The organism is Stenotrophomonas chelatiphaga, from assembly GCF_032054965.1.
GTDB lineage: Bacteria > Pseudomonadota > Gammaproteobacteria > Xanthomonadales > Xanthomonadaceae > Stenotrophomonas > Stenotrophomonas chelatiphaga.
In genome coordinates this window covers 143847-164863 of the sequence record NZ_DAMBRS010000008.1, presented here as the reverse complement: position 1 = coordinate 164863, position 21017 = coordinate 143847, and the positions used below count along the sequence as shown (strand labels likewise).

The 21017-nt window shown below is 66.3% G+C and carries 17 protein-coding genes; 13 read left to right on the top strand and 4 right to left on the bottom strand.

Translation table 11 applies throughout. The features are described 5' to 3' along the window. From xerC to RTX79_RS11925, 7 genes are all read left to right on the top strand, one after another. Entirely contained in the window at positions 1-921 is a 921-nt protein-coding gene (xerC, locus tag RTX79_RS11955; protein ID WP_312683931.1) for a tyrosine recombinase XerC, read from the top strand. Positions 922-1045: 124 nt separating this feature from the next. After that, entirely contained in the window at positions 1046-1597 is a 552-nt protein-coding gene (gene hslV / locus RTX79_RS11950) for an ATP-dependent protease subunit HslV (protein WP_057508894.1), read from the top strand. 87 nt (positions 1598-1684) lie between these two features. Next, a complete protein-coding gene (gene hslU, locus RTX79_RS11945) occupies positions 1685-3058 on the top strand; it encodes an ATP-dependent protease ATPase subunit HslU (RefSeq protein WP_312683930.1) in 1374 nt (457 codons plus the stop codon). A 330-nt stretch (positions 3059-3388) separates the two neighbouring features. Further along, positions 3389-3940: a fimbrial protein gene (locus RTX79_RS11940; RefSeq protein WP_312683929.1), complete on the top strand. Its 552-nt coding sequence runs from the start codon at positions 3389-3391 to the stop codon at positions 3938-3940. 270 nt (positions 3941-4210) lie between these two features. Beyond that, positions 4211-4756 (top strand): fimbrial protein, encoded by a 546-nt coding sequence (locus RTX79_RS11935; RefSeq protein ID WP_312683928.1) that lies wholly within the window; start codon positions 4211-4213, stop codon positions 4754-4756. Between the two features lie 79 nt (positions 4757-4835). Further along, complete coding sequence (locus RTX79_RS11930; RefSeq protein ID WP_312683927.1) at positions 4836-5582, top strand: fimbrial biogenesis chaperone; 747 nt, start codon at positions 4836-4838, stop codon at positions 5580-5582. 100 nt (positions 5583-5682) lie between these two features. After that, on the top strand, positions 5683-8298 hold the full coding sequence (locus tag RTX79_RS11925; protein ID WP_312683926.1) for a fimbria/pilus outer membrane usher protein: 2616 nt from the start codon (positions 5683-5685) through the stop codon (positions 8296-8298). A 29-nt stretch (positions 8299-8327) separates the two neighbouring features. Here RTX79_RS11925 and RTX79_RS11920 read toward each other — a convergent pair whose 3' ends face one another. Next, positions 8328-8978: a TetR family transcriptional regulator gene (locus tag RTX79_RS11920; RefSeq protein ID WP_057508900.1), complete on the bottom strand. Its 651-nt coding sequence runs from the start codon at positions 8976-8978 to the stop codon at positions 8328-8330. A 164-nt stretch (positions 8979-9142) separates the two neighbouring features. Between RTX79_RS11920 and smeD the strand changes: the two genes are divergently transcribed. From smeD to RTX79_RS11905, 3 genes are read left to right on the top strand one after another with little or no spacing between them, the layout of a single operon-like run. Then, positions 9143-10360 carry a multidrug efflux RND transporter periplasmic adaptor subunit SmeD gene (smeD, locus tag RTX79_RS11915; RefSeq protein WP_312683925.1) on the top strand — a complete coding sequence of 406 codons (1218 nt, stop codon included), beginning with the start codon at positions 9143-9145 and terminating at the stop codon, positions 10358-10360. Between the two features lie 12 nt (positions 10361-10372). Then, entirely contained in the window at positions 10373-13519 is a 3147-nt protein-coding gene (smeE, locus tag RTX79_RS11910) for a multidrug efflux RND transporter permease subunit SmeE (protein WP_123698925.1), read from the top strand. Next, entirely contained in the window at positions 13516-14904 is a 1389-nt protein-coding gene (locus tag RTX79_RS11905; protein WP_312683923.1) for an efflux transporter outer membrane subunit, read from the top strand. The genes smeE and RTX79_RS11905 overlap by 4 nt, the downstream gene beginning before the upstream one ends. 160 nt (positions 14905-15064) lie before the next feature. Here RTX79_RS11905 and RTX79_RS11900 read toward each other — a convergent pair whose 3' ends face one another. Together RTX79_RS11900 and RTX79_RS11895 are read right to left on the bottom strand one after the other, a co-directional pair. Continuing rightward, on the bottom strand, positions 15065-15391 hold the full coding sequence (locus RTX79_RS11900; RefSeq protein WP_057508904.1) for a hypothetical protein: 327 nt from the start codon (positions 15389-15391) through the stop codon (positions 15065-15067). A gap of 174 nt (positions 15392-15565) precedes the next feature. Continuing rightward, complete coding sequence (locus RTX79_RS11895) at positions 15566-16018, bottom strand: nucleoside deaminase (protein ID WP_057508905.1); 453 nt, start codon at positions 16016-16018, stop codon at positions 15566-15568. Positions 16019-16095: 77 nt separating this feature from the next. Here RTX79_RS11895 and ubiE point away from each other — a divergent pair, with 77 nt between their 5' ends. Both ubiE and RTX79_RS11885 read left to right on the top strand, forming a co-directional pair. Beyond that, positions 16096-16857 (top strand): bifunctional demethylmenaquinone methyltransferase/2-methoxy-6-polyprenyl-1,4-benzoquinol methylase UbiE, encoded by a 762-nt coding sequence (ubiE, locus tag RTX79_RS11890; RefSeq protein WP_042615017.1) that lies wholly within the window; start codon positions 16096-16098, stop codon positions 16855-16857. Between the two features lie 194 nt (positions 16858-17051). After that, complete coding sequence (locus RTX79_RS11885) at positions 17052-18983, top strand: M1 family metallopeptidase (RefSeq protein ID WP_312683921.1); 1932 nt, start codon at positions 17052-17054, stop codon at positions 18981-18983. A gap of 164 nt (positions 18984-19147) precedes the next feature. Here RTX79_RS11885 and RTX79_RS11880 read toward each other — a convergent pair whose 3' ends face one another. Then, positions 19148-19771, bottom strand: a complete 624-nt coding sequence (locus tag RTX79_RS11880; protein WP_312683920.1) for a TetR/AcrR family transcriptional regulator — start codon at positions 19769-19771, stop codon at positions 19148-19150. 79 nt (positions 19772-19850) lie between these two features. Between RTX79_RS11880 and RTX79_RS11875 the strand changes: the two genes are divergently transcribed. Then, positions 19851-20957: an MBL fold metallo-hydrolase gene (locus tag RTX79_RS11875; protein WP_428695999.1), complete on the top strand. Its 1107-nt coding sequence runs from the start codon at positions 19851-19853 to the stop codon at positions 20955-20957. Positions 20958-21017: the final 60 nt, after the last annotated feature.

Below are 21017 nucleotides of genomic sequence, written 5' to 3'. Positions count from 1 at the left end.
ATGAACGATGCGGTGCCGGCATTCCTGCAGTACATGGCGGTCGAGCGCCGCATGTCGGCGCATACGCTGGATGCCTACCGGCGTGACCTGGACGCGCTGCAGCGCTGGGCCGAAGCCCGCGACCGCAGCGTGGATGCGCTGGACGGGGAACACCTGCGCAGCTTCGTCGCCGATGAGCATCGCCGCGGACTGTCGGCCAAGAGCCTGCAACGGCGTCTCTCGGCCTGCCGAGGATATTACGCGTGGCAGCTCAAGCACGGTCGCCTGCAGGTGGATCCCACCCTGGGACTGAAAGCCCCGCGTGCACCACGGCGCCTGCCGCAGGTGCTCGACGCCGACGAGGCCGTGCGGCTGGTCGAACTGCCCACCGACGGTGAACTGGGAAGGCGCGACCGCGCGCTGCTGGAACTGTTCTATTCCTCCGGCCTGCGCCTGAGCGAACTGTGCGCGTTGACCTGGCGCGACCTGGACTTCGCCAGCGGCCTGGTCAACGTGTTGGGCAAGGGCAACCGGCAGCGCCGGGTACCGTTCGGGCGTCCCGCACGCGAGGCGCTGGAAGCCTGGCGTGCGGAAACCAACGGTGCCCCCGCGGCGCCTGTTTTCCCGGGGCGCAACGGCCCCATCAGCCAGCGCGCGGTACAGGTGCGGATCAAACAGCTGGCGCAACGCCAGGGCCTGTTCAAGCACGTGCACCCGCACATGCTGCGGCACAGCTTCGCCAGCCACATCCTGGAATCCTCCGGTGACCTGCGCGGCGTGCAGGAACTGCTCGGCCATGCCGACATCGCGACCACCCAGATCTATACCCACCTGGATTTCCAGCACCTGGCCAAGGTGTACGACGCCGCGCACCCGCGGGCCAAACGCCAACCCAGCCGTACGCCCGACGCTGGATCGCCGGAGGACGGCAGTCCGGTCTGAGCCGCCGGGTCGTGACGGAGCGGCGGGCAGGACAGCGACCGTCGGATGAACGGCTTCCTGCCATGACGGCTTGATGGCAGCCGGCGCTGTCCCCATGTCCTTCGCACAGCTTACCGGAGGCCACATGGACCCCAGCCAGAACCCTACTGTTTTCCACGCCACCACCATCGTCTGCGTCCGCCGCGGGGACAAGGTGGCCATCGCCGGCGACGGCCAGGTCACCCTCGGCCACACCGTGATGAAGGGCAATGCACGCAAGGTCCGCCGGCTGGGCCGTGACAGCCAGGTGCTGGCCGGCTTCGCCGGTGCGGCGGCCGATGCGTTCACTTTGTTCGAACTGTTCGAGGCCAAGCTTGAAAAGCACGGCCAGCTGCAGCGTGCCGCCGTCGAACTGGCCAAGGACTGGCGCACCGAACGCCGCCTCGGCAAGCTCGAAGCGCTGCTGGCCGTCGCCGACCGCGAGACCTCGCTGATCATCAGCGGCACCGGTGATGTGATCGAACCGGAGGACGGCATCATCGCCATCGGCTCCGGTGGCTCTTACGCCTTGTCTGCCGCACGCGCGCTGATGGCGCATACCGAACTGGATGCCCGCAGCATCGCCAGCGAGGCGATCGGGATTGCCGGCGACATCTGCATCTACACCAACCGCAACGTGGTGGTGGAAGAGCTCTGAACCTCCGCCCCGCGCCGTGCCGGTTCCGGTCGGCACGCGTTCCGGTAGCGCCGGCCCCGGTCGGCAATCCTCATTCGTGAGCACCCCATGTCCAAGAATTTCGAGAACACTTCCGCTTCCATGACCCCGCGCGAGATCGTGCAGGAACTGGACCGCCACATCGTCGGCCAGCACGATGCCAAGCGCGCGGTGGCCATCGCGCTGCGCAACCGCTGGCGCCGCATGCAGTTGCCGGCCGAGCTGCGCGACGAAGTGATGCCGAAGAACATCCTGATGATCGGCCCGACCGGTGTCGGCAAGACCGAGATCGCCCGTCGCCTGGCGACGCTGGCCAATGCGCCGTTCGTCAAGGTGGAAGCCACGCGTTTCACCGAGGTCGGCTACGTCGGCAAGGACGTCGAGCAGATCATCCGTGACCTGGCCGATACCGCGGTCAAGCTGTACCGCGAGCAGGCCAAGGTGCGCGTGCGCACGCAGGCCGAAGAACGCGCCGAAGACCGCATCCTCGATGCGCTGCTGCCGCGTCGCAGCGGTGGCATCGGGTTCGACCCGGAAGCCGCACGCAACGAGCCGTCTTCGCAGGACAACGAGACCCGTATCAAGTTCCGTCGCATGCTGCGCAATGGCGAACTGGACGAGCGCGAGATCGAGCTGGAGATCGCAGCCAACGTCAGCATGGACATCATGACTCCGCCGGGCATGGAGGAAATGGGGCAGCAGCTGAAGTCGATGTTCGCCAACCTCGGTGGCGCAAAGTCGAACAAGCGCACGTTGACCATCAAGGCCGCGCGCCCTCTGCTGCAGGAAGAAGAAGCGGCCAAGCTGGTCAATGAGGACGACGTGCGCAGCGCGGCCATCGAGGCGTGTGAACAGCACGGCATCGTGTTCATCGACGAGATCGACAAGGTCGCCAAGCGCGGTGACAACGTGGGCGGTGGCGATGTGTCGCGCGAGGGCGTGCAGCGCGATCTGCTGCCGTTGGTGGAAGGGTCCAACGTGTCGACCAAGTACGGTACGGTCAAGACCGACCACATCCTGTTCATTGCCTCCGGTGCGTTCCATCTCGCCAAGCCCAGCGACCTGATCCCGGAGCTGCAGGGCCGCTTCCCGATCCGCGTGGAACTGACCGCGCTTAGCAAGCAGGATTTCATCCGCATCCTGACCGAACCCAAGGCGGCACTGACCAAGCAGTACGAAGCGCTGCTGGCTACCGAAGGCGTCAAAGTGGCCTTCAGTGAGGATGCGATCGACCGGCTGGCCGAGATCGCATTCCAGGTCAACGAGCGGCAGGAGAACATCGGCGCCCGCCGCCTGCACACGGTGCTCGAGCGGCTGCTGGATTCGCTGAGCTACGAGGCGCCCGATCGCGATGGCGACACCATTGCCATCGATACGGCGTACGTGGACAAGCACCTGGGTGAGCTGGTCAAGGATCCCGACCTGAGCCGCTACATTCTCTGATACCGCAAAGGCCGCCGAAAGGCGGCCTTTTCATATGCAGCCGTGCCGGGCGTGCGCCACGGTCCGCTGCGCTCGCCGACCCTGGATCGGCGCTACCCATGAGCGCCGTGACGTGGTCGGGACGGATTGTCCTCGATGTCATCCTGGATGTGCGCCCATACGTGCTCCTGCTCACACTGCTTCTGTGATTGCATCCGGCACATCTTCCGCAGGCGCCGCGTCTTGCGTCGCGTCCTAGTCTGCCTGCTCCCGCGTTCCTCGACGATGGCCTCCCGGTGGCATGCAGTTTCCGGGTACGAAGGTCAATGGACGAAACAAGGAGCTCATTTCATGCGACATGCATCAACACGCCTGTCCGCCACGCTTGCGCTCATCCTGTTCGGCGCGAGCGGCGCCGCGCAGGCGCAGAGTGGCGACATCACCTTCAATGGCGCGGTCTCGGCCGTCACCTGCGAAGTCTCCTTCGACGGCGTGGTCGGCACTGACGCGACCGTTACCCTGCCCAAGGTCGCGGCACGTTCGCTGCTGTCGGGCCAGAGCGGGGGCCGCACCCCGGTCGTGGTGCGGATCAGCGGCGCCGACCCGGTCTGTTCGAGCAATCGTCTGGCGATTGCATTGAACACTGACCGATCAGCGAACCTGCTCAACGGTCGACTGCGTAATGCGGCCATCGGCGTGGGCGGCGGCACCAACGCCGTGGTGGGCCTGCGCGATGCGCAGGATGCGCCGATCAACCTGACCGGTGGCGCCGTGCTGAGGCCGGTTGCCTCAGGCGCTGGCGGCGCGGAATTCACCTTCTTTGCCGAGTACTACGCCGACAACCAGGATGCCGTACCGGGCGCCTTCCAGGCCCCGTTGCGCTACACCCTCAACTATCCCTGATCCACCGAGCCGGGCGGGACGCGGCACGGCAGCCCCATGACGGGAACAGGACGCACCTCGGACGCGTCCGATGGCAGCTCGCTACGCAGTGCGCTGTCATTGCAGACCTGCCGGCGTCGCCATGGCCCCCTTTCATCCCCGTCCTATTAAATGCCGGCAGTTCGGTTACTAGATTAGGCGTCAAGGACGAGACAGTCCTTCCGGCCGACATCCTGCCAAACCGGATCCCGCCGAGCTGGCTACACCTCCATCACAAAGGATTTTACCTTCATGAACAAGCTTGCTATCGCGCTGTCGGCCGCCCTGGCCATTGGCGCCTCCTTCTCTGCTTCGGCACAGAGCGGCACCATCACCTTCAACGGCGAAATTACCGCCACCACCTGTTCGGTCACCTGGCCGGGCAGCGGCGGCGCCGTCACCGATCCCATCGTGACCCTGCCGACCGTGCCGACCACTGCGCTGGCAGCCGCCGGCGTCACGGCCGGCAAGCAGACCGTTTCGCTGGTGATCGGCGGTGCCGGCTCCCAGTGCACCAGCGGCCTTGCGGCGATCGAACTGAACCCGAACCGCACCGCCAACCAGACCAACGGCTACCTGAACAACACCGCGGTCGCTAACCCGGCAGCCAACGTGCAGATCGCGCTGCGCGACGCCAACGACACCCCGATCAACATCTCCACCCCGTGGCGTTCGGCTGAAATCGATCTGTCGACCACCAAGCAGATCGACTTCGCTGCCGAATACCGCAGCAGCACCGCCGCCGCCGGCGCCGGCAACGTGACCGCAAGCGTCGGCTACACCATCGATTACAAGTAATCGAACGGTTGTCGGAGTACCGGTCGGGGCCTTCGGGCCCCGGCTATCCCGGGCCGTGGCCCGCAACGAGTGACCTGTCATGAACCTGATCCGTACCGGACTCCTCTGCTGTGTAGCTGTCGCCTCGCTGCTGGCCAGTGTTTCGGCCGACGCGGGCGTCATCGTGCACGGCACCCGTCAGATATTCCCCGGCAACCAGCGCGAGATCACCGTGCGCGTGGAAAACGTCGGCCAGAAGGCATCGCTGGTGCAGGCGTGGACCGACGACGGCGACAAGCTGGCTGAACCGGAAGAGAGCGTCACCCCGTTCGTGCTGCGGCCGCCGGTATTCCGGCTGGACGGCGGCAAGTCGCAGTCGCTGCGCATCCTGTTCACCGGCGGTGACCTGCCGCAGGACCGCGAAAGCCTCTATTACCTCAACGTACTGGATATTCCCCCGGTACCGCAGAGCGGCGAAATCGCCACGGGCAACTACCTGCAGTTCAGCCTGCGCACGCGCATCAAGTTGATCTACCGCCCCAGCGGACTGGACGACGCCGGCACGGCGCCGCAGAAGCTGCAGTGGAGCCTGGTGCCGGATGCGAAGGGCTGGGCCCTGCAGGTCACCAATCCCACTCCGTATTACGTGCATATGGGCACCTTGGGCCTGCGCGTGCAGGGCGTAGACCATCCCGCTGTCGACCCGCAGATGATCGCGCCGCAGTCCACCGAACGCTATGCGCTGGACAGCCTGCGCGCGCGTCCGAGTGGCGGCAACGTGCAGTTCGAGTACATCAACGACTTCGGCGCCAGCATCGGCCAGTCCGTGCCGCTGTCCGGCAACTGATCCGCGGCGCCCGCCGCCGCTCCGCCCCCGATAGACGCGACATCGGCTGATGCCTGCCCCTGGCAGGTGTCGCCGCCGCATGCCCTCCTGGAGATCCGCCATGCTGTTCCGCAGCCCGACATCGTCAGCGCCGAAGCCGTGCCGCCTGGCCTTTGCCGTGGTGGGTGCCTTGTTTCCCGCCGTCGCGTTGGCGGCGCCCAACGTGGAGTTCAACGCGCAGTTCCTGCAGGGTTCGCAGGCCAGCGCGCTGGATCTGAGCCGGTTCGAGAGCGGCGAGGATGTGCCGGGCATCTACAGTGCCGACATCAAGGTCAATGGCGTGGTTGTCGCGCGGCGTGAGGTGGAACTGCGCGCGCTGGATAACGGCTCGACCGCGGTGTGCCTGTCGCCGGAACTGATCGCGGTGCTTGGCATCGACGCCGCACGCCTGCCGCAGCCTGGCAGCGCCACCGATGGCGACGGCCAGCCGATCCAGCTGCAGCCGTTGCCCGTCTCGGTCAGCTGCGAGCCCCTTTCCACGTTCATCCCACAGGCCAGCGTGCGCTTCGACGCCGGCGAACTGGCGCTGGAGGTCAGCATCCCGCAGGCCTACCTGTCGCGCGATCCGCGCGGCTGGGTCAGCCCGGAACTGTGGGACGACGGCGTCAGTGCGGCGATGCTGGGCTATTCCATCAGCCACCAGCGCATCCAGACCCGCGGCTACCAGCTGCAGTCGACCAGCGCGATGCTCAACGCCGGCATCAACCTGGGGGCCTGGCGCGTGCGCCATGATGGCTATCTGTCGCAGGCCAGCGGGCGCGGCACGTCGTATCGCGCGGGGCGCAGCTACGCCCAGCGTTCGATCGCATCGCTGGGCACCGAGCTGACCGTGGGCGAGGCCAGCACCAGCGGTGACCTGTTCGATGGAATCAGCTTCCGCGGCGTCAGCGTGGCGACCGATCCGCGCATGCTGCCGGAATCGCAGCGTGACTATGCCCCCACGGTGCGCGGCGTGGCACAGACCAACGCGCGGGTGGTGATCCGCCAGCGCGATGCGGTGCTGTACCAGACCAACGTGGCTGCCGGTCCGTTCGAGATCAATGACCTGTACGGGACCGCCTACGCCGGCGACCTGGACGTGGAAGTCATCGAGAACGATGGCCGCGTGCAGCGATTCGTGGTGCCTTTTGCTTCCGTGCCGCAGCTGCTGCGCGCTGGCCAGCACCGCTTCAACGTCACCGTGGGCACGCTGGACGATGCGTGGCTGCGCGATACACCGACGTTGCTGGAAGCCACCCTGCGCAAGGGCATCAGCAACCGCTTCACCGGGTTTGGTGGTGTCACCGCCAGTGATGGCTATGCGGCGGGCCTGATCGGCGGCGCGCTGAATACACGCTTCGGTGCGTTTTCCGGCGATGTCACGGTGGCCCGTACGCAGCTGCCTGGCACGCTGCCGACGTCGGGTTCGCGCATGCAGGGTCAGTCCTACCGGCTGGCCTTCAGCAAGGATATTCCGGCGACCGGCACCAATCTGTCGATGGCCGCGTATCGCTTCTCGACCGAGGGATATCTGTCGCTGGCAGATGCGGCGCGGCTGCGCCAGCAGATGGCCGATGGTGAAGGCGGGGACTTGTTCGCACGTCAGCGCTCGCGCCTGGACATCAATCTCAACCAGCGCCTGGGTGACGGTGCGGCGTCGCTGTATGCCAGCGCCAGCAGCGTGGATTACTGGAGCCGGAACGAGCGTCGCACGAATTTCTCGGTGGGCTACTCCGACCGGCTGGGCCCTGCCAGCTACAGCCTGTCGGCGCAGCGCAGCCTGGAACGCAGCCTGGGCGGCGGGGCGGCGCGCGAAGGCAACAGTTTCCATCTGAACGTGACCGTGCCGCTGGGAACGCGCAGCAGCGCGCCGCGCCTGGTCACCGCGGTGAACCGCAGGAGCGATGGTCGTGACGACGAACGCGCCGGCGTCACCGGCACGTTCGGCGAGCGTCGCCAAGGGGGCTACAACGCATCGATCAGTCGCTACAGCGGTACGGGGGCGAACGTCGATGCCGGCGTCAGCTACCAGGCTTCGGTGGCCACGCTCAACGCCGGCTACAACCACGCCTCCGGCAGCCGTGGGCTGAGCCTGGGGGCGACCGGTGGCGTCGTGCTGCATGGCGATGGCGTGGCGTTCGCCCAGCAGCTCGGTGACACCATCGCGCTGGTGCAGGTGCCCGATGCAGCGGGCGCGGCGCTGGACAGCACCGTAGGCGTCAAGACCAATGCGAAGGGCTATGCCGTCGTCCCGTACCTGACCCCGTTCCGCCGCAATGAAGTGACGGTGGACCCGAAGGGCTTGCCGTTGGACGTGGAACTCAAGACCACCTCCGTCATCGGCGTGCCGACGGCCGGCGCGGTGGTCAAGCTGGTGGTGCCCACCAGCAACGGGCGCAGCGCATTGATCGAAGCGTTCCAGGCCGATGGACAGGCATTGCCGTTCGGGTTCGATGTCTGCAACGAAGCCGGCGACGTGGTGGGCGTGGTCGGCCAGGCGAGCCGCCTGTGGGTGCGCGGCATCGAAGAGGCAGGCCGCTTGACGGTGCGCCTGGGGGCCAATGGCGCCCAGCAGTGCGTGATCGACTACACCGTGCCAGAGGGCAACAACGGTGAGCTGATCACCGCCAACTGCGCGGCGCCCTCGACCATGGCGGCAGGGGCGGGTGCCGACGCTTCGCAGGTCGGATCCCGGTAAGCATCGCGCTGCCGCTGCCGCTGCCGCTGCTACAGCGGCGTCGGTGCGCTGCCTGCCTCGAAGACGCCTTCTTTGACATACGCCGCCAGCGTCATGTCCAGCGCCAGCATCCCATCGCGGCGGATGTCCATCAGGTCCGGTTCCACCATTGCCCCGTGCAGCACGCCCAGTACCGTGGCGTGCAGCATCCGTGCGGCCACTTCGGGGTTCGCGCCCGGCTTGAGCTGGCCCAGCTGTCCGGCCCGGCGCAGCGCGCGCGCCATCCGCTCCAGCCCATCGCGGAACCCTTCCTGCTGCAGGTCCGCCAGCACCTTGCTGTCCGCCGATGAATCACTGCGCAGCATGATTTCCATGGTGTTGCGCAGCCGCTCGTCCTGCGCCAGGTCGATCAGCGAACCCAGGATCACCGAACGCAGGTCCAGCACGGGGGTGTCGCGCGACTCGGTGGCGGCGCGGTCGAGTTCCTGCATGAAGGGCAGGCGCACGCGCTCGATCACCGCGGCCAGTACGTCGATCTTGTTCTTGAAGTGCCAGTACACCGCGCCGCGGGTGTAGCCGGCACGCGCACCGATCATTTCCAGCGTGGTGCGGGCCACCCCGTGCTCATGGAAGCAGGATTCGGCGGCGTCGAGGATCCCTTCGCGGGTCGCCTGGGTTTCCTCTTTGGTCTTTCGGGCCATTGCTCAGGATGTGGCTGAAACGTCGGTGAATCATAGCGCTTTACAAACAAACAGTCATGTATGTATATTTCCTGCCCATGATTGCCGTCGCTATTGGCCGCCTCCGGAACGGGGCGGGCGGGCGGCTGCCCGCTACCGAACTCCCGCCATCGAGACCCTCCCCCATGCTCCTGTCCCGTATTCGTCCCCTTGCCTTGTCGTTGGCGGTTGCCGCGACCGTGGCCGCCTGCGGCGGTGGCGATGACCAGCCGCAACAGCAGGGCCCCGGCCAGGTCACCGTGGTGACCCTGAAGGCCGAATCGGTGTCGCTGACCCGCGAACTGCCCGGCCGCACCACCGCGTTCCTGGTCGCCGAAGTGCGGCCACAGGTCAATGGCATCGTCGGCAAGCGGCTGTTCACCGAAGGCAGCCTGGTGACCGAAGGGCAGCCGCTGTACCAGATCGATGACGCCAGCTACCGCGCGCAGTCCAACAATGCACGTGCCCAGCTGGCCCGGGCCGAGGCCACCGCCAATGCATCGAAGTTGAGTGCGGCGCGCATCACCGAACTGGCCAAAGTGGATGCGGTCAGCAAGCAGGACCTGGAAAACGCGATCGCCGCGCAGAAGCAGGCCGAAGCCGATGTAGGCGCCGCGAGGGCATCGCTGGATGCGGCCAACGTGACCCTGGGTTACGCGCGCATCACCGCCCCGATCAGCGGCCGCATCGGCAAGTCATCGGTCACCCAGGGCGCGCTGGTCAGCGCCGCCCAGACCGAAGCGCTGGCCACCGTGCAGCAGCTGGACCCGATCTACGTCGACCTGACCCAGTCCGCCGCCGAGCTGCTGCAGTTGCGCCGCGAACTGGCCGCCGGCCGCCTGCAGGACAACCAGACCCTGCCGGTCAGCATCCTGCTGGACGATGGCAGCACCTTCGACCAGCAGGGCACGCTGGAGTTTTCCGAAGTCAGCGTGGACCCGACCACCGGCAGCTACGGCTTGCGGGTCAAGGTCGCCAACCCCGAAGGCGTGCTGATGCCGGGCATGTACGTGCGCGCGGTGATCGGCGGCGGCGTGCGCAATGGCGCGCTGCTGGTGCCGATGCAGGGCATCGCTCGCGATGCCAAGGGCGATACCAGCGCGATGGTGGTCAACAAGGACGGCAAGGTGGAAGTGCGCCCGGTCAAGGTGAGCCGCGCACTGGGTGACAAGTGGCTGGTGGAAGACGGCCTGCAGGCCGGCGACAAGGTGATCGTGGAAGGGCTGCAGAAGATCGCGCCGGACATGCCGGTGCAGGCCACCGAGAAGGGCAGCGAACCGGCCAGGCCGGCCGGAACCCCGGCCGCCGCGCCGGCCGACGCCGCCGCACCCGCCCAGGCTCCGGCCGGCACCGACGCGCAGTAAGCGGAGAATTCCATGGCACGTTTCTTCATCGATCGACCCATCTTCGCGTGGGTGATCGCGATCATCATCATGCTCGCCGGCGCCTTGGCGGTGACCACCTTGCCGGTGTCGATGTACCCGGAAGTGGCCCCGCCCGCCGTCGAGATCTCCGCCACCTACCCGGGCGCTTCGGCCAAGGTGGTCGAGGACTCGGTGACCCAGATCATCGAGCAGAACATGAAGGGCCTCGACGGGCTGATCTACTTTTCGTCGAACAGTTCGGCCAACGGCCAAGCCACCATCACCCTGACCTTTGAATCGGGCACCAACCCGGACATCGCCCAGGTGCAGGTGCAGAACAAACTGCAGCTGGCCATGCCGCTGCTGCCGCAGGAAGTGCAGCGGCAGGGCATCAACGTGGCCAAGTCCAGCAGCGGTTTCCTGCAGGTGCTGGGCTTTGTGTCCAACGACAACAGCATGGACGCCAACGACATCTCAGATTTCGTGGGCTCCAATGTCGTCGATCCGCTCAGCCGCGTGCCGGGCGTGGGCAACATCCAGGTGTTCGGCGGCAAGTACGCCATGCGCATCTGGCTGGACCCGAACAAGCTGCACACCTACAAGCTGTCGGTGGATGAAGTCACCGCGGCGATCACCGCGCAGAACGCACAGGTGGCGATCGGCCAGCTCGGCGGCGCACCGTCGGTGAAGGGCCAGCAGCTCAATGCCACCATCAATGCGCAGGACCGCCTGCAGACCCCGGAACAGTTCCGCAACATCCTGGTGCGTGGCGGCACCGATGGCAGCGAGCTGCGGCTGGGCGACGTGGCCCGCGTGGAGCTGGGGGCCGAAAGCTACGATTTCGTCACCCGTTACAACGGCAAGCCGTCCACCGGCATCGCCATCACCCTGGCCACCGGCGCCAATGCGCTGGATACCGCCAACGGCGTGCGCGCGGCACTGGAAGACATGAAGGCGACCTTCCCGGCCGGCCTGGAATCGGTGGTGCCGTATGACACCACCCCGTTCGTGCAGGTGTCGATCAAGGGCGTGATCAAGACCCTGATCGAGGCGATCGTGCTGGTGTTCGTGGTGATGTACCTGTTCCTGCAGAACTTCCGCGCCACCCTGATCCCTACCATTGCCGTCCCGGTGGTGCTGCTGGGCACCTTCGGCGTGCTGTCGGTGCTGGGGTTCTCGGTCAACATGCTGACCATGTTCGCGATGGTGCTGGCGATCGGCCTGCTGGTCGACGATGCCATCGTGGTGGTGGAGAACGTGGAGCGGATCATGGCCGAAGAGGGCCTGTCGCCGCTGGAAGCCACGCGCAAATCAATGACCCAGATCACCGGCGCGCTGGTGGGCATCGGCCTGGTGCTGTCGGCGGTCTTCGTGCCGATGGCCTTCATGGGCGGCGCGACCGGTGTGATCTACCGGCAGTTCTCCGCGACGATCGTCTCGGCGATGGGGTTGTCGGTGCTGGTGGCGATCGTGCTGACCCCGGCGCTGTGCGCCACGATGCTCAAGCCGCTGAAGAAGGGCGAGCACCATGTTGCACACAAGGGCTGGTCGGGCCGCTTCTTCGGTGGCTTCAACCGCGGCTTCGATGCGTCCAGTGAAAAGTACCAGCGCGGCGTCAAGGGCATCATTTCCCGCCCGTGGCGTTTCATGGGCGTGTTCGCAGCGCTGTCGGTGGTGATGGTGCTGCTGTTCATGCGCCTGCCCAGTTCGTTCCTGCCCAATGAAGACCAGGGCATCATGATGGCGCTGGTGCAGACCCCGGTCGGCTCTACCCAGGAGCGGACGCTGGAGGCGATGGCCAAGCTGGAAAACCATTTCCTTGAAAACGAGGGCGAAGCGATCGAATCGATCTTCGCCATCCAGGGCTTCAGCTTCGCCGGCATGGGCCAGAACGCCGGCATGGCCTTCGTCAAGCTGAAGGACTGGAAGGACCGTGATGCCGAGCAGAGCGTGGAAGCAGTCACCGGCCGTGCGATGGGCGCACTGAGCGGCATCAAGGATGCCTTCATCTTCGCCTTCCCGCCGCCGGCGATGCCGGAACTGGGTATCGGCTCGGGCTACACCTTCTTCCTGAAGGACAACAGTGGGCAGGGCCACGAGGCCCTGCTCAACGCGCGCAACCAGCTGCTGGGTGCCGCCGGGCAGAGCAAGCTGCTGGCCAACGTGCGCCCGAACGGCCAGGAAGATACCCCGCAGCTGCGCATCGACGTGGACGTGGAAAAGGCCAATGCGCTTGGCCTGAACATGACCTCGATCAACAACACGCTGGCCACCGCGTGGGGCAGCAGCTACATCGATGACTTCATCGACCGCGGCCGGGTCAAGCGCGTGTACGTGCAGTCCGATGCGGACTTCCGCATGAACCCGGATGACTTCAACGTGTGGTCGGTGAAGAACAGCGCCGGTGAGATGGTGCCGTTCAGTGCCTTCGCTTCCAAGCGCTGGGACTTCGGTTCGCCGCGCCTGGAACGCTACAACGGTGTGTCGGCGATGGAAATCCAGGGCGAGCCGGCGACCGGCGTGGCATCGGGCGATGCCATGAACGAGATCGAACGCATCGCCAAGGATCTGCCGCCCGGCTACGAGATCGAATGGACCGCGTTGTCCTACCAGGAGCGCCAGGCCGGCTCGCAGACGCCGCTGCTGTACTCGCTGTCGCTGCTGATCGTGTTCCTGTGCCTGGCCGCGCTGTATGAAAGCTGGAGCGTGCCGACGTCGGTGCTGCTGGTGGCCCCGCTGGGCATCCTCGGTGCGGTCCTGGCCAACACGCTGATGGGCCTGGAGCGCGACATCTACTTCCAGGTCGCGATGCTGACCACGGTGGGCCTGACATCGAAGAACGCGATCCTGATCGTGGAGTTCGCCAAGGAAAACCTGGAAAAGGGCGCCGGGCTGATCGAAGCGACGATGCACGCGGTACGCGATCGCCTGCGTCCGATCATCATGACCTCGCTGGCCTTCGGCCTGGGCGTGCTGCCGCTGGCGATCGCCTCAGGCGCAGGTTCCGGTGCGCAGCGCGCCATCGGTACCGGCGTGCTGGGCGGGATGCTGGCCGGCACCCTGCTGGGCGTGTTCTTCATCCCGCTGTTCTTCGTGGTGGTGCAGAAGCTGTTCAACCGCAAGCTGCGTGACGCAGCAAAGTCGAGTGATACCCCATGAACAAGACCCCGTTGCTGCTGGCGCTGATCGCCAGCCTCGGGCTGGGTGGCTGTGCCACCCTGGTCCCGGGCCACACTGACGTGGCACCGTCCATTCCCGTGCAGTGGCCGGCCGAGGCGGGCCAGGGCCGCCCCACCGATGCCGCCGAACTGGGCTGGCGCGATTTCTTCACCGATCCGCGCCTGCAGCAGGTGATCGAGCAGGGCCTGGCCAACAACCGTGACCTGCGCGTTGCCGTGCTCAACGTCGAACGCGCGCGCGGCCAGTACCGCATCCAGCGCGCCGACCGCATGCCTGCGCTGAACGTGCAGGGCCAGATGGAGCGCACCGGCGGCGACGTGCCGGTGAACGAACAGTTCACCGCGGGACTGGGTGTGACCGAGTTCGAGCTGGATCTGTTCGGGCGCGTGCGCAACCTCAGCGAAGCGGCGTTGCAGCAGTACTTCGCGGTGGCCGCCAACCGCCGCAATGCGCAGCTCGGCCTGGTCGCGGAAACCGCCACGGCGTGGCTCACCTACGGTGCGGACAGCGAGCTGCTGCGGATTTCCGAGGCGACCCTGGCCAGCCATGAGGATTCGCTGCGGCTGGCACAGGCGCGTTTCGAACGCGGCGGCAGTTCGGCCTTGGAGCTGGCACAGACACGAACGCTGGTGGAAACCGCACGCACCGATGCCGCGCGCCTGCGTGGCCAGCTGCAGCAGGACCGCAATGCGCTGGCGCTGCTGATCGGCGGCCCGGTGGACGAGGCACTGTTGCCGGCCGGCAGCCACGACCTGCAGCTGCTGGCGCTGGCGCCGCCGCCGGCCGACCTGCCCAGTGACGTGCTGCTGCGCCGCCCGGACATCATGGCGGCCGAGCACACCCTGCTGGCGGGCAACGCCAACATCGGCGCTGCACGCGCGGCGTTCTTCCCCAGCATCCGGCTGACCGGCACGCTGGGCAGCAGTTCGACCGAGTTGTCCGGCCTGTTCGACAGCGGCACGCGGGTGTGGAGTTTCCTGCCCACCATCAGCCTGCCGATCTTCCAGGGCGGCAAGCTGCGGGCGGGACTGGCGGTGGCCAACGCAGACCGTGACATCGCCCTGGCCGAGTACGAAAAGTCGATCCAGGTGGGCTTCCGCGAAACCGCCGACGCACTGGCGTTGAGCACCAGCCTGGACGCGCAGGCGGCGTCGCAGCAGGCGCTGCTGGCGGCCGCCACCCAGGCCGAGCAGTTGTCGCAGGCGCGCTATGACGCCGGGCTGGACAGCTTCGTCACCCTGCTGGATGCGCGGCGCACCGCCTACAGCGCGCAGCAGAGCCAGTTGCAGACCGCGCTGGCGCAGCAGTCCAACCGCATCACCCTGTACAAAGTGCTGGGCGGCGGCTGGCGCGAGCGCAGCTGAGCCATCGGGTAGTGAGGGCCGCACCAAGGTAGTGACGGCCGCACCGGTGGTAGTGACCGCCGCTGGCCGTCAGCGTGCTGCCTGTAGTGACGGCCGCTGGCCGTCAGCTTCCTGCCTGGGTGGGTGACGACCGTCGGTCGTCACGCTGTCGCCGCTGCGTTCAGGCGATCAGCCGCGGCCGGTCGGCGCTGTGGATCATGCTGGACACGTAGACGTGGTCCCACACCTGCTCGATGAACTCACGCGCCTGCGCCTCGGTCAGCCGCGGCATGATCTGCAGCGCGTACTGGGTCTGGAAGGCTTCCTCGCGCTGCTCGTTGCTGGCGCGCGGGTGGGTGATCAGCGAATCGCAGGCGAACTTTATCCACGGGACGAAGTGGCCGAAGGAGCCGGGCCCCATCGCGCCGTCGGCATGTCGTTGGCGCCAGTGATTCAGCTCTGCCTCCACGTCGATGACCGGAGGGACATTGGGTGCATCTGCGCGCATGGCTCTGACTTCTTATGGATGATGGGGGGTGGGGGAGACCCGATCATCGCTATCGGCCAGTGCACGCAGCGTCATTGCTGCGTGCAATCAGCGTGGCCTTGTCGTTCTTCGCGAACGATCCGGCATGCCTCTACGTAGTTTTTCCCACGCTGGCGCTGAAGTATTCAGGGAAAGTCATTCGCCGATGTCTTCGTCCCAGATCTCCGGGTGGCGTTCAATGAAGTTGCCCAGCAGGTCCACGCACTCCTGGTTGTCCAGATCGATCACGTTCACGCCGCTCTCGCGCAGCCAGTCGATGCCGCCCTGGAAGGTGCGCGATTCGCCCACCACCACGGTACCGATGTTGAACTGTCGGACCAGCCCGCTGCAGTACCAGCACGGGGCCAGCGTGGTGACCATGATGGTGTTCCTGTAGCCGCGCTGGCGGCCGGCCTTGCGGAACGCATCGGTTTCGCCGTGCACGGACGGGTCACCTTCCTGTACGCGACGATTGTGGCCACAGCCGAGCAGGCGCCCATCATTGTGGTAGAGCGCTGCGCCGATCGGCACGCCACCCTCGGCAAGCCCCTGGCGGGCCTCGGCGATGGCAGTCTGCAGCAGGGCCTGGTAGTCGGGCGTGGTGATCATGTGGGTCTCCGTGAAGTCAGGGAGCCATGATAAGGGCAGGGGGTGCCGCCGGCCGCGCGCGGTGCGATAATCAGCCCATGAGCGAATCCCCCTACAAGTCCGGAACCACCCATTTCGGCTTCCGCGATGTCGATGCAAAGGACAAGCAGAAGCTGGTCGGCCAGGTCTTCACCTCGGTCGCGCGCAACTACGACCTGATGAACGACCTGATGAGCCTGGGCGTGCACCGGGTGTGGAAGCGCTACTACGTAGCCACCGCGCAGGTGAAGCCGGGTGACCGCGTGCTCGATCTCGCCGGCGGTACCGGTGACATCGCCGCCCTGCTGAAGGAGCGGGTCGGTGCCGAGGGTGCCGTCGTGGTGGGCGACATCAATGCCGGCATGCTGTCGGTCGGCCGCGACCGCCTGACCAACCGCGGCCTGGTGGCCGGGCTGGATTACGTGCAGTGCAATGCCGAGGCGCTGCCGTTCCCGGATGCCAGCTTCGATCTGGTGACCATTGCCTTCGGACTGCGCAACGTGACCGACAAGGATGCCGCGCTGCGCGAAATGCACCGCGTGCTGAAGGTGGGCGGACAGGCCCGCGTGCTGGAGTTCTCCGAGGTCACGCTGGACTGGTTCAAGCCGATCTACGACTTCCATTCGTTCAAGGTGCTGCCGAAGCTGGGCCGCCTGTTCGCGCGTGATTCGGACAGCTACCAGTACCTGGCCGAGAGCATCCGCAAGCACCCGCCGCAGGAAGAACTGAAGGCGATGATGGGCGAGGCCGGCTTCGAACGCTGCCACTACAAGAACCTGTCGGCCGGCATCGTGTCCATCCATTCCGGCTACAAGCTGTAAGGGGTCGCGCCGAGCCATGCTCGGCCTCAGGGAGCCCGCCGATCCCCGCCGGGCATGGCTATGCCGGTCGTCCTGACCGGCACCCTGCGGGCCGTCGCAAGCGACGTTGGCAGCGGCTCCTGCTGCTGCCTTCGGCGCTACCAGGTGCGGTTCAGGGGTAACATCCCGGTTTACCCCTGAAACGGTCTCGATTCATGCGTACCCCGTTCCTGCTCATTCCGCTGGCCGTGGCGCTCGCCGCCGGCTGCTCCCAGGAGCCTGCAGCCGCCGCTGCCACGGCCCCGACCGCCCAGAAGGCGCCCGCCGCCCCCGTGAACGCCGAAAACCGCAGCCACGACGAAAGTTCCTATGCCGAGCCTGAGAAGGTCGTCATCAAGGACATCGCGCTGGACCTGAAGCTGGATTTCGACGCCAAACAGATCGGCGGTACCGCGACCTACACCCTGGAATGGAAGGACAAGGACGCCAAGCAGCTGGTGCTGGACACCCGCGAGCTCAACGTGGCCAAGGTGGAAGCGGTTGCCGCCGACGGTGCGCGCAGTGCGCTGCCGTTCGTGCTGGCGCCGGTCGACAAGGTCTTCGGCAGCAAGCTGACCATCGAAGCGCCGGCCCAGCCGACTAAGGTCGAGATCAGCTACCACACCGCACCGACCGCCTCGGGCCTGCAGTGGCTGGAGCCGTCGATGACCGAAGGCAAGCAGCTGCCCTTCATGTTCAGCCAGTCGCAGGCCATCCACGCCCGTTCCTGGGTGCCGCTGCAGGACACGCCGAGCGTGCGCTTCACCTACAGCGCGCACGTGACCAGCCGCCCGGACGTGATGGTGCTGATGAGCGCCGACAACGATCCCAAGGCCGCGCGTGATGGTGATTACACCTTCAAGATGCCGCAGCCCATTCCGTCCTACCTGCTGGCCATCGCGGCCGGTGACCTGGTGTTCGAGCCGATTTCCGGACGCTCCGGCGTCTGGGCCGAACCGACCATGGTCGGCAAGGCCGCCAAGGAATTCGAAGACACCGAGAAGATGATCGGCGCGGCTGAAAAGTTGTACGGCGAGTATCGCTGGGGCCGCTACGACATGCTGGTGCTGCCGCCGTCGTTCCCGTTCGGTGGCATGGAAAACCCGCGCCTGACCTTCGCTACTCCGACCGTGATCGTCGGCGACAAGTCGCTGGTCTCGCTGGTGGCCCACGAACTGGCGCACAGCTGGTCGGGCAACCTGGTGACCAATGCCAGCTGGAAGGACATCTGGCTCAACGAAGGCTTCACCACCTACGTGCAGGGGCGCATCACCGAAGCGCTGTACGGCAAGGAGATGGCCGAGATGGAGCGCCAGATCGACCAGACCGACCTGCTGGCCGAAGTGAAGGACATGAGCCCGGCCGACCAGGCGCTGGCGCTGCCGCCGTTGAACGAGCGGGACCCGGACGAAGCCCTGAGCCAGGTCGCCTACGTGAAGGGCTCCTGGTTCCTGGAGTTCCTGGAACAGCGCTTCGGCCGTGAAGTGTTCGATCCGTTCCTGCGCGGCTGGTTCAATGACCATGCCTTCCAGAGCGCGAACACCGACCAGTTCGTCGAGTACCTGAAGAAGAACCTGCTGCCGAAGAACCCCAACGCGGTGACCGAGGCTGAACTGACCGCCTGGCTGGACCAGCCGGGCATTCCGGCGTTCGCTGCGAAGGCGCAGTCGCGCAACTTCAGCAACGTGGACACCGCGCGCATCGCCTGGGAAGGCACCGGCAAACTGCCGACCAACCAGCTGACCGCCGAGTGGAGCACCCAAGAATGGGTGCGCTTCATCGACGGCCTGGGCGCCACCCAACCGCTGGACAAGCTGGCCGCGCTGGATCGCGTGTTCAAGTTCACCGGCACGCCGAATGGTGAGATCGCCATGCGCTGGTACCCGCTGGCCATCCGCAGCGGTTATGCCGAGGCCACCCCGGCGGCTTCGGCGTTCATCGAGCGGGTCGGTCGTCGCAAGCTGATCATGCCGATCTACGCTGAACTGGTGAAGACCCCGGAAGGCCTGGACGTGGCCAAGGCCGCATTTGAAAAGGCCAAGCCGGGCTACCATCCGATCACCACCGGTTCGGTGCGGGACATGCTGTCCAAGGCCGAAGCCAAGTAAGCGGCCGATCGCTGCGGTAGTGACGGCCGCTGGCCGTCATGCTGCTCCGGTAGTGACGGCCGCTGGCCGTCATGCTGCCTCGGTAGTGACGGCCGCTGGCCGTCATGCCGTAGCGTCTGGTGGGTGACGACCGTTGGTCGTCACGCCGTCACGCCGTCACGCGATCATGCCGTTGCGCGCAGCGCCAGGAACATGTCCACGCAGTCTTCCATCAGCCGCTGCTGCGCCTCCGGCGACAGCGGCGCCTGGCCCATCGTCACCTGCGGCCAGAACGCGAACGCCTTCAACATTCCCTGCAGCTGATGCGCCGCTTCGGCAGGCGTGACGTCCGCGCGCAGCCGGCCATCGGCCTGCGCTGCACGTATCCACGTCGCCAGCCCTTCTTCCTTCTCCGCCAGCTTGTCCATCATCGCCCGTGCCCGTTCCGGGGCATGCACGAGCTCGGCGATCGCCACCCGCGACAGATCGATGAAGCTGGCATCGGACATCAGGCGCATCTTCTGCCGGGTGAACCGCAACAACTGCTCCCGCAGCGGCTGCGCCGACGCGTAAGCCACTGCCTCCACCGCCTGGCTGGCTTCCCACAGTTGCCACAGGATGGCGGTGAACAGCTCGTCCTTGCTGGCGAAATGGTTGTACACCGTGCGCTTGGACACCCCCGCCGTGGCGGCGATGCGGTCCATGCTGGTCGCCGCGAAACCGAAGCTGCGGAACTCGGCCACGGCCGCCGACAGGATGTCGGCGCGCTTGCGGTCGGTCAGGCGGGGAGGGCGGATATCGGTACTCATCCCGATATTTTACACCGTTCAGTTTACTTTCCCTGAAATGGAAGTAGACTCACAAGTGTACTTTTCACGGCAAGCCCGAATGACCCGTCGCCTGCCGCGCTTCCTCCTTCTTTCTACGGTGTTGATCGCCATGACCCTTGGCCTGCTGACCTGCGGTGCACGTCCCGCCGCTTCCTACGAACAGTCGCCGCAGTTCCACGATGGCCGTTTCCACAATCCTGCCGGCAAGTCCTCGCTGGGCTTCGTCGGCACGCTGGGCGTGTTGTGGCGCTTCATGGTGGACAAGCCGAAGGATGCCACCCCGCCTGCCCCGATTCCGGTGCAGCCGCTGACCCGCCAGGCACTGCTGGATGCGCCGGATGACAGCCTGTGGCGGCTGGGCCACTCGACCCTGCTGATGAAGCTGGATGGCCACTTCTGGCTGACCGATCCGGTGTTCTCCGAACGCGCCTCGCCGATGTCGTTCATGGGTCCCAAGCGCTTCCACGCCCCGCCGCTGGACATCGCGGCGCTGCCGCCGCTGACCGGTGTGATCATCTCCCACGACCATTACGATCACCTCGACCACGACGCGATCCGCGCGCTGGCGCCGAAGGTCGAACACTTCGTCACCGCGCTGGGCGTGGGCGATCGCCTGGTGGCCTGGGGGGTGCCAGCGGAAAAGATCCAGCAGCTGGACTGGTGGCAGGAGACCCGCGTGCAGGGACTGAAAGTCACCGCCACGCCGGCGCAGCATTTCTCCGGCCGCGGCCTGTCCGACGGCAACCGCACGCTGTGGGCATCGTGGGTGATCGACAGCGGCAGCAGGCGCATCTTCTTCAGCGGCGACAGCGGTTACTTCGACGGCTTCGCGCGCATCGGCGAACGCTACGGGCCGTTCGACCTGACCCTGATCGAAACCGGCGCCTACGATGCCGACTGGGCCGATGTGCACATGCAGCCCGAGCAGAGCCTGCAGGCGCACCTGGACGTGCGCGGCAAGGTCATGATGCCCATCCACAACGGCACCTTCGACCTGGCCCTGCATCCGTGGACCGAACCGTTCGAGCGCATCACTGCGCTGGCAGCGGAACGCGGGGTCACCCTGACCGCCCCGCAGATGGGCGAACGGCTGGATATCGGCACCCCCGCGCCCTCCACCCACTGGTGGCGCCAGGTCGGCGAAGGCGCGGCCCGTTCCCGGTGACGACCGTGCGTCGTGGTGGGTGACGATCGTGGATCGTGGTGAGTGACGATCGTGGATGGT